Annotated in this window: 11 protein-coding genes; 4 read left to right on the plus strand and 7 right to left on the minus strand. The window is 57.4% G+C overall.

The window, feature by feature from the left end:
- Positions 1-3 precede the first annotated feature (3 nt).
- From truB to IV01_RS23895, 4 genes are all read left to right on the plus strand, one after another.
- Positions 4-921, plus strand: a complete 918-nt coding sequence (truB, locus tag IV01_RS23910; RefSeq protein WP_032624965.1) for a tRNA pseudouridine(55) synthase TruB — start codon at positions 4-6, stop codon at positions 919-921.
- 150 nt (positions 922-1,071) lie between these two features.
- Positions 1,072-1,341, plus strand: a complete 270-nt coding sequence (gene rpsO, locus IV01_RS23905) for a 30S ribosomal protein S15 (RefSeq protein ID WP_002555121.1) — start codon at positions 1,072-1,074, stop codon at positions 1,339-1,341.
- Positions 1,342-1,512: 171 nt separating this feature from the next.
- Positions 1,513-3,618, plus strand: coding sequence for a polyribonucleotide nucleotidyltransferase (gene pnp / locus IV01_RS23900; protein WP_032624967.1), 2,106 nt, complete (start codon positions 1,513-1,515; stop codon positions 3,616-3,618).
- A gap of 291 nt (positions 3,619-3,909) precedes the next feature.
- On the plus strand, positions 3,910-4,263 hold the full coding sequence (locus IV01_RS23895; protein ID WP_002555119.1) for a BON domain-containing protein: 354 nt from the start codon (positions 3,910-3,912) through the stop codon (positions 4,261-4,263).
- 315 nt (positions 4,264-4,578) lie between these two features.
- Here IV01_RS23895 and IV01_RS23890 read toward each other — a convergent pair whose 3' ends face one another.
- The 7 genes from IV01_RS23890 to pgi all read right to left on the minus strand — a co-directional run bounded on the left by IV01_RS23890 (position 4,579) and on the right by pgi (position 15,499).
- On the minus strand, positions 4,579-4,884 hold the full coding sequence (locus IV01_RS23890; RefSeq protein ID WP_032624968.1) for a DUF2845 domain-containing protein: 306 nt from the start codon (positions 4,882-4,884) through the stop codon (positions 4,579-4,581).
- 4 nt (positions 4,885-4,888) lie between these two features.
- A complete protein-coding gene (locus IV01_RS23885; protein ID WP_032624969.1) occupies positions 4,889-7,840 on the minus strand; it encodes a DUF748 domain-containing protein in 2,952 nt (983 codons plus the stop codon).
- Positions 7,841-7,963: 123 nt separating this feature from the next.
- Entirely contained in the window at positions 7,964-8,980 is a 1,017-nt protein-coding gene (locus IV01_RS23880) for a class I SAM-dependent rRNA methyltransferase (protein WP_032624971.1), read from the minus strand.
- Positions 8,981-9,298: 318 nt separating this feature from the next.
- On the minus strand, positions 9,299-10,477 hold the full coding sequence (locus IV01_RS23875; RefSeq protein ID WP_032624972.1) for an acetyl-CoA C-acetyltransferase: 1,179 nt from the start codon (positions 10,475-10,477) through the stop codon (positions 9,299-9,301).
- Between the two features lie 146 nt (positions 10,478-10,623).
- Positions 10,624-11,490, minus strand: coding sequence for an oxygenase MpaB family protein (locus tag IV01_RS23870; protein WP_032624974.1), 867 nt, complete (start codon positions 11,488-11,490; stop codon positions 10,624-10,626).
- Between the two features lie 186 nt (positions 11,491-11,676).
- Complete coding sequence (acs, locus tag IV01_RS23865) at positions 11,677-13,614, minus strand: acetate--CoA ligase (protein WP_032624975.1); 1,938 nt, start codon at positions 13,612-13,614, stop codon at positions 11,677-11,679.
- 220 nt (positions 13,615-13,834) lie between these two features.
- A complete protein-coding gene (gene pgi, locus IV01_RS23860) occupies positions 13,835-15,499 on the minus strand; it encodes a glucose-6-phosphate isomerase (RefSeq protein ID WP_032624976.1) in 1,665 nt (554 codons plus the stop codon).
- Between the last annotated feature and the right edge of the window lie 192 nt (positions 15,500-15,691).

Below are 15,691 nucleotides of genomic sequence, written 5' to 3' on the forward strand. Positions count from 1 at the left end.
AGGGTGGCTCAGGTCAAGCGTATACGCCGCAACGTCAGCGGGATCATTCTGCTCGACAAGCCGCTGGGCTTTACTTCCAACGCCGCCTTGCAGAAGGTTCGTTGGTTGCTCAACGCCGAAAAGGCGGGGCACACCGGTAGCCTCGATCCACTGGCCAGTGGCGTGCTGCCATTGTGTTTTGGCGAGGCGACCAAGTTCTCACAATACCTGCTCGATTCGGACAAATCCTACGAGACTGTTGCGCAACTGGGTAAGACCACCACCACCGGCGATGCCGAAGGTGAGGTTTTGCAAACCCGGGCGGTGACCGTTGGTCGTGCCGATATCGAGGCCGCGCTGCCGCATTTTCGCGGTGAAATCAGTCAGATACCGCCGATGTACTCCGCGCTCAAGCGTGATGGCCAGCCACTCTACAAGCTGGCTCGGGCCGGGGAAGTAGTGGAGCGCGAGCCTCGTTCTGTTACTATTGCGCGCCTGGAATTGCTCGATTGTGACGCCGATACCGCGCGCCTCTCGGTCGATTGCACCAAAGGTACATATATACGTACCCTGGTTGAGGACATCGGTGAGAAACTGGGCTGCGGTGCTTACGTCGCTCAGCTGCGCCGGACTCAGGCAGGTCCTTTCAGTCTGGCACAGACGGTCACGCTGGAAGAGTTGGAGGCGGTACACGCTGAAGGCGGTAATGAGGCAGTCGATCGTTTCCTGATGCCTTCTGATAGCGGCTTGCAGCACTGGCCGGTATTACAGTTTTCGGAACACAGTTCGTTTTACTGGTTGCATGGTCAACCCGTAAGAGCACCGGATGCGCCGCAGTTCGGCATGGTTCGGGTGCAGGATCACAATGGTCGCTTCATCGGTATTGGTGAAGTGAGCGAAGACGGGCGGATCGCGCCACGTCGCTTGATTCGGTCAGAATGACCGGACCCGCTCGGTCAGGGTTTCCTGGCTGGGAGGTATGAGGATGGCTGTTAACAGGCACGGTCATTCCTCCCTTTTAATACGAGAGTTTGCTCTCGGCCTGTTGAAATCGTCTCTTCGGAGCGGTTTCCTGATTAAAGGATTGCCCACATGGCACTCAGCGTTGAAGAAAAAGCTCAGATCGTAACCGACTACCAGCAAGCTGTTGGTGACACTGGTTCGCCAGAAGTGCAAGTTGCACTGCTGACCGCCAACATCAACAAACTGCAAGGCCACTTCAAGGCCAACGGTAAAGATCACCACTCCCGTCGTGGTCTGATCCGTATGGTAAACCAGCGTCGCAAGCTGCTGGATTACCTGAAAGGTAAGGACGTTAGCCGTTACAGCGCCCTGATCGGTCGTCTGGGTCTGCGTCGCTAATAACGACTCGGATAGAGGTTGGTTGTCTGTTTTGATTCGCCTGTTGTTCGGCGACTCTGGCAGGCTCCCAGCCTCTAGTTGTATCTGGACTGTCGTGGGGCCGATTCCCCGCACTGCCCAAGAATTCGCAAGAAACCAGTTCCCCAAGAGCCACAAAGAAGGTAGGAAACCGTGAACCCGGTAATCAAGAAATTTCAATTCGGTCAATCGACCGTAACCCTCGAGACTGGCCGCATTGCCCGTCAAGCTTCGGGTGCTGTATTGGTCACCGTTGACGACGACGTCACCGTTCTCGTGACTGTGGTCGGCGCCAAGACAGCAGACCCAAGCAAAGGCTTCTTCCCACTTTCCGTTCACTACCAGGAAAAAACCTACGCTGCAGGTAAAATCCCTGGTGGCTTCTTCAAGCGTGAAGGCCGTCCTTCCGAAAAAGAAACCCTGACTTCGCGTCTGATCGACCGTCCGATCCGTCCACTGTTCCCAGAAGGCTTCATGAACGAAGTGCAGGTTGTCTGCACCGTTCTGTCCACCAGCAAGAAAACCGATCCGGACGTCGCTGCGATGATCGGTACTTCGGCTGCGCTGGCAATCTCCGGCATTCCTTTTGATGGTCCGATCGGCGCTGCACGCGTTGCGTTCCACGAAAGCACCGGCTACCTGCTGAACCCGAACTACGAGCAACTCAAGGCTTCGAGCCTGGACATGGTTGTTGCCGGTACTTCGGAAGCTGTGCTGATGGTTGAGTCGGAAGCCAAAGAGCTGACCGAAGACCAAATGCTGGGCGCCGTGCTGTTCGCTCACGACGAGTTCCAGGTTGTGATCAACGCCATCAAGGAACTGGCCGCTGAAGCCGCCAAGCCTACATGGGCTTGGGAAGCCAAGCCGGAAGCCACTGCACTGCTGGCGACTATCCGTTCCGAATTCGGCGACGCGATCTCCCAGGCTTACACCATCACCGTCAAGGCCGACCGTTATGCTCGCCTGGGTGAGCTGAAAGACCAGATCGTTGCCAAGCTGTCCGGTGAAGAAGGCCAGCCGACTTCCAGCGAAGTCAAAGCTGCGTTCGGCGAAATCGAATACCGCACCGTGCGCGAGAACATCGTTAACGGCAAGCCGCGTATCGATGGCCGTGACACCCGCACAGTTCGTCCGTTGAACATCGAAGTAGGTGTTCTGCCGAAGACTCACGGTTCGGCACTGTTCACCCGTGGTGAAACTCAGGCACTGGTAGTAGCGACTCTGGGTACTGCCCGTGACGCACAGCTGCTGGACACCCTGGAAGGCGAGAAAAAAGACCCGTTCATGCTGCACTACAACTTCCCTCCGTTCTCGGTAGGCGAGTGTGGTCGCATGGGTGGCGCTGGTCGTCGTGAAATCGGTCACGGGCGTCTGGCTCGTCGCTCCGTTCAGGCCATGCTGCCTGCTGCCGATGTGTTCCCGTACACCATCCGTATCGTGTCGGAAATCACCGAGTCCAACGGCTCGAGCTCCATGGCTTCGGTCTGCGGTGCTTCCCTGGCTCTGATGGACGCTGGTGTACCGATGAAGGCACCTGTTGCCGGTATCGCCATGGGTCTGGTTAAAGAAGGCGAGAAGTTCGCCATCCTGACCGACATCCTGGGCGATGAAGATCATCTGGGCGACATGGACTTCAAGGTAGCCGGTACCGCCAAAGGTGTTACCGCGCTGCAGATGGACATCAAGATCAAAGGCATCACCGAAGAAATCATGGAAGTTGCTCTGGGCCAAGCCCTGGAAGCGCGCCTGAACATCCTCGGTCAGATGAATCAGATCATTGGTCAATCGCGTACCGAGCTGTCGGAAAATGCTCCGACCATGATCGCGATGAAGATCGATACCGACAAAATCCGTGATGTTATCGGTAAAGGCGGCGCGACTATCCGTGCTATCTGTGAAGAGACCAAGGCTTCGATCGACATCGAAGACGACGGCTCGATCAAGATCTTCGGCGAAACCAAAGAAGCGGCTGAAGCTGCACGTCAGCGCGTTCTAGGTATTACCGCCGAAGCCGAGATCGGCAAGATCTACGTCGGCAAGGTTGAGCGCATCGTCGATTTCGGCGCATTCGTGAACATCCTGCCGGGCAAAGACGGTTTGGTTCACATCTCGATGCTGAGCGACGCTCGGGTCGAGAAAGTGACCGACATCTTGAAAGAAGGTCAGGAAGTCGAAGTGCTGGTACTGGACGTGGACAACCGCGGCCGTATCAAGCTGTCGATCAAAGACGTAGCTGCTGCAAAAGCGTCGGGCGTCTGATCGCTGAGATCAGTTGAACGATGAAAAAAGGATCCTTCGGGGTCCTTTTTTTATGAACATAATTAATAGCTTACGAAACCTTACCAATATTAAAGCCAAGCATGCATCTTGCACGCGACTTGAGGGGTAAACGGGCAATCTGCACGATTAGTGAAATAGGTAAATTCCATAACCCATTGATTTATATACATATTAATCCTCGCCATAAACTGGCACACCGATTGCGATATATACCAGTAACCCTGCTGCCACTTGCTGGCGCAGATTCTGAGAAAAACAGGAGTTACTCGTATGAAGAAGTTCGCTATTGCTGCTGCCACCGCCACTGCCCTGACTCTGACCATGGCCAACGCTGCCTTCGCTCAGACCTCTGCTCAGGCTCCAATGGTACTGGCTGCCAACACCACTACCCAAGAAGTGAAAGAAGACACTTCTGATACCTGGATCACCACCAAGGTTAAAGCTGATCTGCTGACCGAGAAAGGCATCCCAGGTTCGGACATCAAGGTTGAAACCAACAAAGGCGTGGTTTCCCTGTCCTCCATGGTCAAAGTGACCGAAGCTCAGAAGAACACTGCCGTTGCTATCACCAAGAAAATCAAAGGTGTTAAAGACGTTTCGGCAGCTGGCCTGAAAGCTGAGTAACTGATACTCAACGCTGAACGAGAAAGGGATTAGCTGTATTCCAGGACGGAGAACAGTTGATTCTCGGAAGGTTCATGCGAAGGCCACAGGGATGTGGCCATTAAAAGCCCCGGCGGAAACGTCGGGGCTTTTTCTATTTAACTCGAAGCGACGAAGGGGGAGCGAGCGGCCTGACTGATCCGCCGCGTTTGTTGAACTGTGGGAGCGAGCTTGCTCGCGAGGAGGCCGTTGCAGCCGCAATGTCTCATCTGGCAGGAATGCCGCCTTCGCGAGCAAGCTCGCTCCCACGGTTTAACACTCAGTTCGGGAGTGTATTCACCGGCCCCGCTTACTATCGATCCTTACCAGCCGACCACCTTCGAACCTCAGGTACTGGTACATGCCGTTGTCAGGCCCGTAGATCCATTCTTCCACCCGCACTTGTTCGGACCTGCGGTAGTTGCTGCTGAAGGTCTCTTTGGAGCCAATCACTTCCTGACTGATAGGCACGCCACACTTCTGCTGCACTTCGAACGCCCGGTCGCCATCACTGATCAACTGGCTACCGCAGCGCAGGGTCGCGGCCTGGGAGGTGCCACAGATTGTTGCCAGTGTCAGGCACAACATCAAACGCATGCGCATGGCATTACTCGCTATCAAGGTGCATGGGGCTGATCACACTGCCGTCTTTCTCGGCTTGGCCCAACTGAGCATCGACAAAGTAGACCCGCTCATCCTCAAGCTTGCCCTTGTCGACCAGGTAATCCTTGATGCTGCTGGCTCGATCCTGTCCAAGCTCGCGTAGCAACACTTCGTTGCCGCTCCAGAATTGCAGGATCTCGTCGCGCATTTTGTTGGAGCGCTCTTCCTTGCCCAGATCCGTCCATTGTGCCGGTGGCTGCTTCTTCAGACGGGCGCGGTAGATACCTTCCAGCATGGGGCCTTTTTCACTGTCCGGCACTTCAACCAGTGCCGCACGGGCTGGAACCTTGTCCCCACGACGCTGGAGGATTTTGTAGTAGTTGTATTGATATTCACGTTCCAATCGTTCCCGGGCGATCAGCGGACCGTCGCTGCTGGCCGCACTGGTGCCTTCAATCTCCAGGCGCAGAGCAGGGCGTTCTTTAAGCGCAGCCGAGAGGGTGTCCAGAGCTTTCTGAGTCTCTTCACTCAACGTGCTTGTACCAGGTGCAAACTTCACGCTGCTGAGGTCCTCAGAGCCTCCACCGCTTACCAGCCCGCCAATGAACTTGAAGGGCGCCGTCGCAGCGCGGACTACGAGGTTGCGCAGGGTCTGCCAGACGATGGGCATGACGCTGAACTGCGGATTGTTCAAATCTCCGGAGACCGGCAACTCAATCGAGATTTTACCGTCGCTGTCTTTGAGCAACGCGATGGCCAGTTTAAGCGGTAGATCCACAGCATCAGGGCTATCAACCTTCTCACCCAGTTGAAGCTGCTCGACCACGACTTTGTTCTCCGCTTTGAGCTGGCCTTTGGTAATCAGGTAATGCAGATCCAGATTTAGGCGGCCTTTGCGGATCCGGTAACCGGCGAACTTGCCGGAATAGGGTGTCAAGGTAGTCAGTTCGACTCGCTTGAAGCTGGTGGCGATATCCAGCGCAGCCATTGGGTCGAAGGGGTTCAGGCTGCCCTTGATAGTTACCGGCGCGTAGCGATCAACCTTGCCGTCGATATTCACAGTGGCGGGTTTCGACTGACGATTATCCAAGGTGCCGATGCGGCCATTGAGTTGCTGGATAGCCGTGGCGAAGTTAGGCGTCAGGCTGAAGTCGGCGAAGTTGGCCGATCCGTCATTTATGTTCACCTCGCCGACGCGAATGCCCAGCGGTTTGGCGTTGCTTGCTGTCTGCTCGGTTTTGACCGCAGGGCTCTTGTCGGCCGGTTGCGGGATCAGCAAATCATCCACGTTGGTGGTGCGATCAGGATTGATCATGAACCGCGCGTAAGGCTGGTCGAGGTTGACCTTGTTGATGGTCAGCGCGTCGCCGTGCTCATAATTCAGGCCTTCGAGGGTCAGCTTCTGCCACTTGAGGAAGTCCCGCTGCTTCAGCGTATCCAGTGTGTGCAGTTGCTCGACCTGGGCTTTGCCGTTGACGTTGAAGGCCAAAGGCTCGGTATTTTTCAGGTTCACGGCAAGATCGCTGCCGAACATGCCGCTGCGTAGTTCAAGGCGGATGAACGGGCTGATATAGGCCTGTGCCACCCGCAGGTCGATGTCTTTGGTGGTGACCTGCAATTTGGCACTAACCGGGCTGAGGTTGACCTCGCCAGCTGCGGTGAGCTTGCCTTGCTTGCCGAAGCCGGTATCCAGCTTCAGCGAAAACGGCGACTTATTGAGACTGTCGAAGTTCTGCATATCCAGATTCAGCGGGCCCACGTCCAGTTCGACGGGCTCTTTCTGGGCGCGGTCGGCCAGGTGGATCTGGTAATCCCGAAGCTGCACGTCCTTGACGATCACTTGCCAGGGTTTGGAAGCAGGTGTCGGCTTGTTGGCGGCTTGCACATCGCCAGGCGTCTGCGGGGCTTTTTCGTCCACAGCAGGCTTTGAGGGGGCTGCTGGCTTGGTCGGCTGACCGGCAAACAGCTTCTGCCAGTCCAACTGTCCGTCAGCCTCCCGTGCAGCCCAGGTTTCCAGCTTGTTGCTGCGAACCTTGCCGATGGTGATCAATTGCTTGGCCAGATCCACAGACGTCTCTGTCACATCCAGGCGTTGCAGCCGGGCGAGTGGCCGACCATCAGGGGCGTTGATAGCAAACGGGGCGATGCTCAGGGCCGTGTTGGTCAGTTTGAATTCGGTTTCTTTGGACAGATTGAGCGAGTAGGCAGTGCTGAAATTCAGGACGCCGTCTTGCAAAGCCAGGGGCAGAGCGTCGCGCACATAGGGCCACCAGACTTTCATGTTGCTGTCGGTAACCTTGAGCGTGCCTTCCGACGTGATCGGAATCAGGCTGATGCGCCCGACCCAGTCGATTTTCCCGCCGTTGGGACCTGCGGCCACCAACGTCATGTCGGCATTGTCTTCGGGCAGGGTGCTGAGGTTTTTCAGCTCGAAATTCAGTTTGTCGTACAGAAATTCAATTGGCTCACTGGGGCGCAAGTCCTGGAAGTGGACGTTGCCGTCAGCCAGTCTGATTTCGCCGATACGCAGCGGGAAGGGTTTGCTGGCTGGCTCGTCCTTGGCAGCGGGCTCGCTGGGCGGGAGCTTGAAAAGCTGCGTCAGGTTCAGTGTGCCGTCTTTGCCGAACAGCAGCTCGGTCTTGGGCTTTATCAGTTCGACAGCCTGCAAGTGCAGGGCACGAGTCCAGAGGCTGTCGATCTGCAGGTTGGCGTAGAGTTTCTCGAAGCCGACCTGCTCTTTGCCCGGAGTGCCGATGTTCAGGCCCCAGAGCGTCAGTTCCAGGCTGTAGGGATTGAATTCGATCCGCTCCAGCTTTGCCGGGACCGTCGCATAGTTGGCCAGTTGCTGGTTGGCAATGCGTAACCCGACGCCGGGCAGAATCAGGAAGCCCAGTACGCTATAGAGTCCGAAGACGATCAGCAAGGTAACAGCAGCGCGTATCAAACCTTTGGACATGTGGGGCATCGTCTCTTTTCTGGGTCGGGCTTTGTCGGAGCTCCTTGGAGTATGGCACGGCCATCTGGTTCCTGAGGTGATGCCTTCTAGCTTCGTAGGAAATATCGACGCGTGCTGTAAGTCCTAGAGCTGGAGGATCAGTGTTTTGAGAGGCGGCTGATTGTCCATGGACGGGAAGTCCTCGGCCGGAGGCATGATCTGCCAGTCGCGAACCGGTCGACCGGTTTTGGTTGCGCAGCGCAGAACCTGTTCGCGCCAGTCGTCCATGCTCACTTTCGCCAGGTTGTTGCAGCAGATCAGCACACCGTTGTCGGCGGTGGTCAACAGTGCCGGTTTGAGCAGGCTTTGATAATCGCGCAGCAGGTCTACCGTGCCGAAAGCACTCTTGGCCCACGCCGGCGGATCAAGCAAGACCAGATCGTACTGGCGCTGCTCGAGCTTCACGTAGTCTGGAAGTTTATGGCCGCGACGCTGAGCGATGGGCAGGCCAGCCAGTTGCCGGATTGCCGGAAAGTAATCGGACTGAATGAACGACATGCCGGGCAGTTGTGGATTGAGCGCGCCGTTTTCACGGCCCACTGCCAGATTGCCTTCGGCAAAGTCCAGATTGCAGACTTCACTGGCGCCGCCCGCTGCCGCACTGAGGCCGACGCCGCAGGTATAGGCGAACAGATTAAGTACGCTTTTGCCTTGGCTGTGCTGTTTGACCCATCCTCGTGTATTGCGCAGGTCGAGAAACAGCAAGGGATCCTGCCCGGCATGCCGGCCGCGAACCCGATAGTTGAGTCCCCATTCGTGGCCGATCAGGTCTTCCAGGGCTGCAGGTTCAGCTTTATAGACGGTGTCGTCGCGATCGATACGCGAATTGCCCTGGGAGCGGTCGTTGTAAACCAGCAGCAAGTCCAGGCCCAGACGCGCGTTCACCGCTGCGTGCAATTCAAGCAGGGCATCAGGCTCCAGGTGTGTGTGGAAGCTCTGCACCAGTAATTGCGGACCATAGCGGTCGATCGTCAGCCCGCTGGCGCCTTCCTGGCTGCCATGGAACAGCCGATAACAGTCAGTGCCTTGCCGATGCAGCTCAGCGAGCAGGGATTGGCGGTTATCGAGGGCGACGCTGAGCGCCTGAATCAAGGTTGACATGCAAAGCGCCTTGGGCTGGAGTGGGCGCGGCAGTTTATCAGGTAAGGGCCGAGCTATCGTGATGTCATGCTGGGAGCTGTAGGAGCGCGCTTGCCCGCGATGCGGTGTGTCAGCGAAATATCTGTTGCCTGACCTGACGCCATCGCGGGCAAGCGCGCTCCTACGGATAAGTTACAGACCTGTGGGAGCGACCGGGGTAGCGCTCCACCTTGCTCGCGAAGGCTTTATGTCTGCCCCGCAAACATTGAAGAATGTACCGCCCTCTTCGCAAGCAAGCTTGCTCACACAATAGACATCATCCGATCCGTTGCTAACGCGCTATCGCGCCAACGCCAGCGCCACACCCTGACCACCACCAATGCACAAGGTCGCCAGACCTTTTTTGGCATCGCGTTTGATCATTTCATGCAGCAAGGTCACCAGCACGCGGCAACCTGAAGCGCCGATAGGGTGGCCCAAGGCGATGGCGCCGCCGTTGACGTTGACCTTGGCCATGTCCCAGCCCAGATCCTTGCCGACCGAAAGCGACTGCGCGGCGAACGCTTCGTTGGCTTCGATCAGGTCCAGTTGGTCAATGGACCAGCCCGCTTTTTCGAGGCAGCGACGGGTCGCGCTCACCGGGCCGATGCCCATGATAGCCGGATCGACCCCCGCATTGGCGTAGGCTGCAATGCGTGCCAGCACTGGCAGACCCAGCGCTTCGGCCTTCGCCGCGCTCATCAGGATCACGGCAGCTGCGCCATCATTGAGTGACGATGCATTGCCCGCAGTCACCGAGCCATCCTTCTTGAAGGCCGGTTTGAGTTTGCCCAGGGTTTCGGCAGTGGTGCCGGCGCGAGGTTGCTCATCGACGGCGAAGGCAATCGGGTCGCCTTTGCGCTGGGGGATCAGAATCGGCGTGATCTCATTAACGAACCGTCCGCTTTCGATGGCTGCCACGGCTTTCTGCTGGGAGGCTGCTGCGAATGCGTCCTGCGCTTCGCGGCTGATTTCATATTTGTCGGCGAGGTTTTCTGCGGTGATGCCCATGTGATAGTCATTGAATGCATCCCACAGGCCATCGCTGATCATCGTGTCCACGAGTGTGCTGTGGCCCATACGCAGACCAGTGCGGGCACCGGGCATGACGTAATTGGACAGGCTCATGTTTTCCTGACCACCAGCGATGATGATCTCGGCATCGCCGCAGCGGATTGCCTGAGTGGCCAAGTGCAGCGCCTTGAGGCCGGAGCCGCATACTTTGTTCAGGGTCATGGCCGGGACTGCGAACGGCAGGCCAGCCTTGATTGCCGACTGGCGAGCGGGATTTTGCCCGGCCCCGGCGGTCAGCACCTGGCCCATGATGACTTCATCGACCTGCGCACCATCCAGCCCCGTCTGCTCCAGCAACTGGCGGATAACCGCTGCCCCCAGATCGACTGCGGATACATTCGCCAGTGAACCCTGGAAACTTCCGACAGCGGTACGAGTGGCGGCAACGATAACGACGTCTTGCATGGCGCGGATCCTCACTATTATTGGATTTGACGTCCGATGATTACTGGTCATCTGGCGCTGTGATGAAGAAAGCATATGTTGGCACAGAAAGAAGGCCGGCTTCCAACCGAGAACTGATCAGTACTGGTTTGCCAACTGGGCTGTCACTAAAGCTCCATTCTGCGCCGGGCGCGATGAATCGAGGAGTCGCGAACTGCCCAGCGCAGCACCGGTGCAGTACGTTTGACGCCTGCCCGGATCATTTTGCGGTGCATAGGTGTTTGCTGCAGCGCGAGCATCTCGCAGGCCCACAGCGGTAACAAATCGATGCCCGCCTGCATCATCAACGCCCCCATGGGTTTGGCCAATAAGCTGGGGGCGGGGGCGTCCAGCAGAATTCGCAATACTTCCCGGCTGCGTTGATCGCAGAGTAATTGCGGCCGGATATTTTCAAGATACGCCGCGATTTCCGCGCACGAGCGGGGCACGTTGCGCGCACCCAGTCGCTCGGCAATTAGTGCCGTCTCCTCGTAGTACTTGTCCTGATCTGTGCGGGAAAGTGCCGGGTTCAGGTAGCGCAAATGTGCTGCCAGGAAGTTGCTGACCTCTGCTACGTGCACCCAGGTCAGCAGATCTGGATCGCTTGCTGCATAAGGTCGGCCATCCACCGCCGTACCGGTTACCTGAAGGTGAATGGTACGAACCTTGTCGATCAGCCAGTTGGCGTCTTTGGTGGAGCCGAAGGTGGTGCCGGAAATGAACTGGCCGGTGCGCCGCAAACGACCGAGCATGTCCTGACGAAAGTTGGAATGATCCCAGACTCCGGCCAGTGCCAATGGATGCAAGGCCTGGAGCATTAACGCGCTGATGCCACCGATGAGCATGCTGGGAAAGTCGCCATGCACCTGCCAGCAGATGGCATCCGGCCCGAACAGACCAGGATCGCCCTTGGGATTTTCCAGATCGAGTTGGCCGAGCGACAGGCCGGTCAGGCTCATGACCTGGGTTTCGATACGACTGCGGATGAATTCCATGTGGGCTCTTCCAGGTACTGCACAGCTGGCGGGGACGGCTGTTGGAGCGAGCGGGCGGCGATCCGACTTGCCCGCGAAGAACGATGACGCGGTGTACCTGCATCAACGAGGTGTAGGGTTCGCGGGCAAGTCGGATCGCCGCCCGCTCGCTCCAACAAAGGGCGACCGAACCATGCCCCGCTTCGCTCAACGATTCAAGCGTTTGTCGATCAGGCCTTCAACAACGCTGGGATCCGCCAGGGTTGAGGTGTCGCCCAGGCTATCGAGCTCATTGCAGGCAATCTTGCGCAAAATACGCCGCATGATCTTCCCTGAGCGTGTTTTAGGCAGCGCTGGCGCCCATTGAATCAGCTCCGGTTTGGCAAAGCTGCCGATTTCCGAGCTGACATGGGCCAGTAATAGTTTTTTCAGCTCGTCGTCGGGCTCGACACCCCCCATGGGCGTGACGAAAGCGTAGATCGCCATGCCTTTGATATCGTGTGGGTAACCCACCACCGCCGCTTCGGCGATGCTGTCGTGCAGCACCAGAGCGCTTTCCACTTCGGCCGTTCCGATACGGTGGCCAGACACATTGATCACGTCGTCAATACGCCCGGTGATCCAGTAGGCCCCTTCAGCGTCACGTCGCGCACCATCACCGGTGAAGTAATAGCCGGGACAGGGTTTGAAATAGGTATCGACCATGCGTTGCTTGTCACCGTACACGCTACGAATCTGCCCCGGCCAACTGGCCTTGATGACCAGCAAACCACTGCCGGGACCTTGAATCTCCTTACCCTTTTCATCCAGCAAAGCTGGCTGCACGCCGAACATGGGCTGCGTCGCACAGCCCGGTTTGATCGGGTAGGTGCTGATTAGAGGAGTCATCATGATTCCGCCGGTCTCGGTCTGCCACCAGGTGTCAATAATCGGGCAGCGCTCTTTTCCTACCTGATGGAAATACCACTCCCACGCTTCGGGGTTAATCGGCTCACCGACGCTGCCGAGTAATCGCAAGCTTTCCCGCGATGTGGTCTGTAATGGTTTAGGTCCTTCACGCATCAGGGCGCGCAACGCGGTGGGCGCGGTGTAGAAAATATTGACCTGATGCTTGTCGATGACCTGCCAGAAGCGTGATGCATCCGGATAGTTGGGTACGCCCTCGAACATCAGGGTCGTTGCGCCGTTGGCGAGCGGGCCATACACGATGTAGCTATGGCCCGTTACCCACCCGACATCGGCTGTGCACCAGAAAATCTCGTGGTCGTGATAATCGAAAACGTACTTGAAGGTCATGGCGGCCTGGAGCAAATAGCCCCCCGTGGTGTGCAGAACGCCTTTGGGTTTGCCGGTACTGCCCGAGGTGTAGAGGATGAACAGCGGATCTTCAGCGTCCATCGGCTCGGGTGGGCAGTCGTTGCTGGCCGCGTGCAGGCTTTCGTGATACCAGATGTCCCGGCCGGTGACCCACTCAATGTCGCCCTCAGTGCGCTGCACGACGATCACCGTGCTGACCTCCGGACAGCTTTGCAGTGCCTTGTCGACGTTCTTCTTCAAGGGCACATATTTGCCGCCGCGAACGCCTTCATCGGCCGTGATCACGGTTCTGCAATCAGCATCGAGAATTCTGTCGCGCAGGGCTTCCGGCGAAAACCCGCCGAACACCACCGAATGCACAGCACCAATCCGCGCACAGGCGAGCATGGCGTAAGCGGCTTCGGGGATCATCGGCATGTAGATGCACACCCGATCACCTTTCTTCACGCCGCGGCACTTGAGCACATTGGCCAGTCGGGCGACGTTGTGATGGAGTTTTTTGTAGGTGATTTCAGCTGATTCGGAAGGATTGTCACCCTCCCAGATAATCGCAATCTGCTCGCCGCGATCTTTGAGATGGCGATCAATGCAGTTGTAACTGACATTCAGTTGGCCGTCTTTGAACCATTGCGCGTCGCCGGTCTTCATGTCGGCTTGTGTAACGGAGCTCCACGGTGCGGACCAGTCGAGAAACGAATCGGCCTGCTCAGCCCAGAACTGTTCCGGGCTTTCGACCGATTGCTTGTACATGCGTTGATAGTCGGCGTCACTGAGATGCGCGGCCTGGCGCACCGCCTCGGCTTTTGGGTATTTGCTGATGTCGAACATGATCGTTCCTTATTCTTGTTGGAGACCTTAAAGAATAGGAGCTTGTGGGGGAGGGTGGGTTCAATTGGGGAGATGAGGACTCCTGTGGGAGCGGTGCTTGGTCTGGGTCGCACTCGGACGATAAGGCTGGACGCAATTCACTTTAGATCGCGTTCAACCTTATCGTCCGAGTGCGGCCCAGACCAAGCACCGCTCCCACAGGGGGTGTTGCGTGGCTCGATCAGCCGCGGTGACGGCCGCGGAAGTAGTTGATCAGGCCTTGGGTGGATGCATCATCTGCTGGCTCATCGGTGCCGCCGGTCAGGCGCTGGTAAACGGCTTTACCCATTTCCTTGCCCAGCTCCACGCCCCACTGATCGAAAGCGTTGATGCCCCAGATCACGCTCTGCACGAAAACCTTGTGCTCGTACATCGCCACCAGTGCGCCAAGGCGACGTGGGCTGATGCGCTCGACCACCAAGGTGTTGCTTGGGCGGTTGCCAGGGATGACCTTATGCGGCGCAAGTTTCTGCACCTCTTCCTCGGACAACCCCTTGTCGCGCAGTTCGGCTTCGGCTTCGGCGCGGGTTTTGCCGCTCATCAATGCCTGGCTCTGCGACAAACAGTTGGCGTACAGCCACTGATGGTGGTCGGAGACCGGGTTGAAGCTGACAATTGGCACGATGAAGTCAGCCGGGATGAACTGCGTGCCTTGATGCAGCAGCTGGTGATAGGCGTGCTGGCCGTTGGCACCGACGCCGCCCCAGATGACCGGACCGGTGTCAGTGGTCACCGGGGAACCGTCCTGGCGAACGCTTTTGCCGTTGGATTCCATGTCCAGTTGCTGCAAATGCTTGGTGATGTTTCGCAGATAGTGGTCGTAAGGCAGGATCGCGTGACTTTGCGCACCCCAGAAATTGCCATACCACACGCCCAGCAAGCCCAGCAGTACTGGCATGTTCTGTTCGAACGGAGCGGTCAGGAAATGTTGATCCATCGAATACGCGCCGGACAGCAGTTCCTTGAAGTTGGACATGCCGATGGCCAGTGCGATGGGCAGGCCGATAGCCGACCACAGCGAGTAACGACCGCCGACCCAGTCCCACATAGGGAAGATGTTCTCTTCACGGATGCCGAACGCCACTGCAGCGGCATTGTTGCTCGACACTGCAATGAAGTGACGATACAGCTCAGCCTCGGAACCGCCTTGTGCCAGATACCAGGCACGCGCTGCTGTCGCGTTCTTGAGGGTTTCCAGGGTGGTAAAGGTCTTCGACGAGACGATGAACAGCGTGGTCTCGGCGCGTAGCTTCATAGTCAGCTCATGAAACTCGCTGCCGTCGATGTTCGCCAGATAGTGGCAACGCACGCCTTTTTGCGCGTAGGACAATAGCGCTTCGGACACCAGCTCAGGCCCCAGGAAAGAGCCACCGATGCCGATATTGACCACGTCGGTAATCGGCTTCTCGGTGTAGCCGCGCCACAGGCCGTCATGAATGCGGCCCACCAGATCGGTAATCTGGTTCAGCACCTTGTGGACTTCAGGCATCACATTGACGCCATTGACCAGCAGCTTGTCGCCCACCGGACGGCGCAAGGCCGTGTGCAGGGCGGGACGACCCTCAGAGGAGTTGACCAGCTCGCCGTCGTACTGCGCCTTGATAGCTTCTTTAAGGCCGACTTCATTGGCCAGCTTGACCAGCAGGTCGCGGGTCTCGGTGCTGATCAGGTTCTTCGAATAATCGAGAAACAGTCCACAGCTGCTCAACGTGAATTGGCTGAAACGCTGCGGGTCAGCATTGAAGGCTTCACGCATGCTGAAATTCTGCATGGCTTCGCGGTGTTGGTTCAGTGCCTGCCATGCGGGCAGGGCTGTTGCATCTGAAGGGGTGCGGTAGTACGCCATCGCTGCGGGTTTCCTTGTACTTGGAACTGGCTTGAACACTAAAAGCGAGGATATGCAGACTTTCGTGACACCAAGACTAAACATAATGTGCGGCTGTGTCTGCGCCTGGCTTTACCTGGGCTCGGTACTATTTCACACACTGCTGTCCGGGCTTTAAACGTAATCGGTATCGATAGGGCATTGCGGGGTCGG

This window comes from Pseudomonas syringae (assembly GCF_000737245.1).
Classification (GTDB): domain Bacteria; phylum Pseudomonadota; class Gammaproteobacteria; order Pseudomonadales; family Pseudomonadaceae; genus Aquipseudomonas; species Aquipseudomonas syringae_J.

What these genes read in the sequence shown, in the direction of transcription:
- IV01_RS23895 (WP_002555119.1), top strand. Translation starts at nt 3,910, where the DNA reads ATGAAGAAGTTCGCTATTGCTGCTGCCACCGCCACTGCCCTGACTCTG.
- IV01_RS23885 (WP_032624969.1), bottom strand. Translation starts at nt 7,840, where the DNA reads ATGTCCAAAGGTTTGATACGCGCTGCTGTTACCTTGCTGATCGTCTTC.
- IV01_RS23890 (WP_032624968.1), bottom strand. Translation starts at nt 4,884, where the DNA reads ATGCGCATGCGTTTGATGTTGTGCCTGACACTGGCAACAATCTGTGGC.
- IV01_RS23875 (WP_032624972.1), bottom strand. Translation starts at nt 10,477, where the DNA reads ATGCAAGACGTCGTTATCGTTGCCGCCACTCGTACCGCTGTCGGAAGT.
- IV01_RS23880 (WP_032624971.1), bottom strand. Translation starts at nt 8,980, where the DNA reads ATGTCAACCTTGATTCAGGCGCTCAGCGTCGCCCTCGATAACCGCCAA.
- rpsO (WP_002555121.1), top strand. Translation starts at nt 1,072, where the DNA reads ATGGCACTCAGCGTTGAAGAAAAAGCTCAGATCGTAACCGACTACCAG.
- pgi (WP_032624976.1), bottom strand. Translation starts at nt 15,499, where the DNA reads ATGGCGTACTACCGCACCCCTTCAGATGCAACAGCCCTGCCCGCATGG.
- acs (WP_032624975.1), bottom strand. Translation starts at nt 13,614, where the DNA reads ATGTTCGACATCAGCAAATACCCAAAAGCCGAGGCGGTGCGCCAGGCC.
- IV01_RS23870 (WP_032624974.1), bottom strand. Translation starts at nt 11,490, where the DNA reads ATGGAATTCATCCGCAGTCGTATCGAAACCCAGGTCATGAGCCTGACC.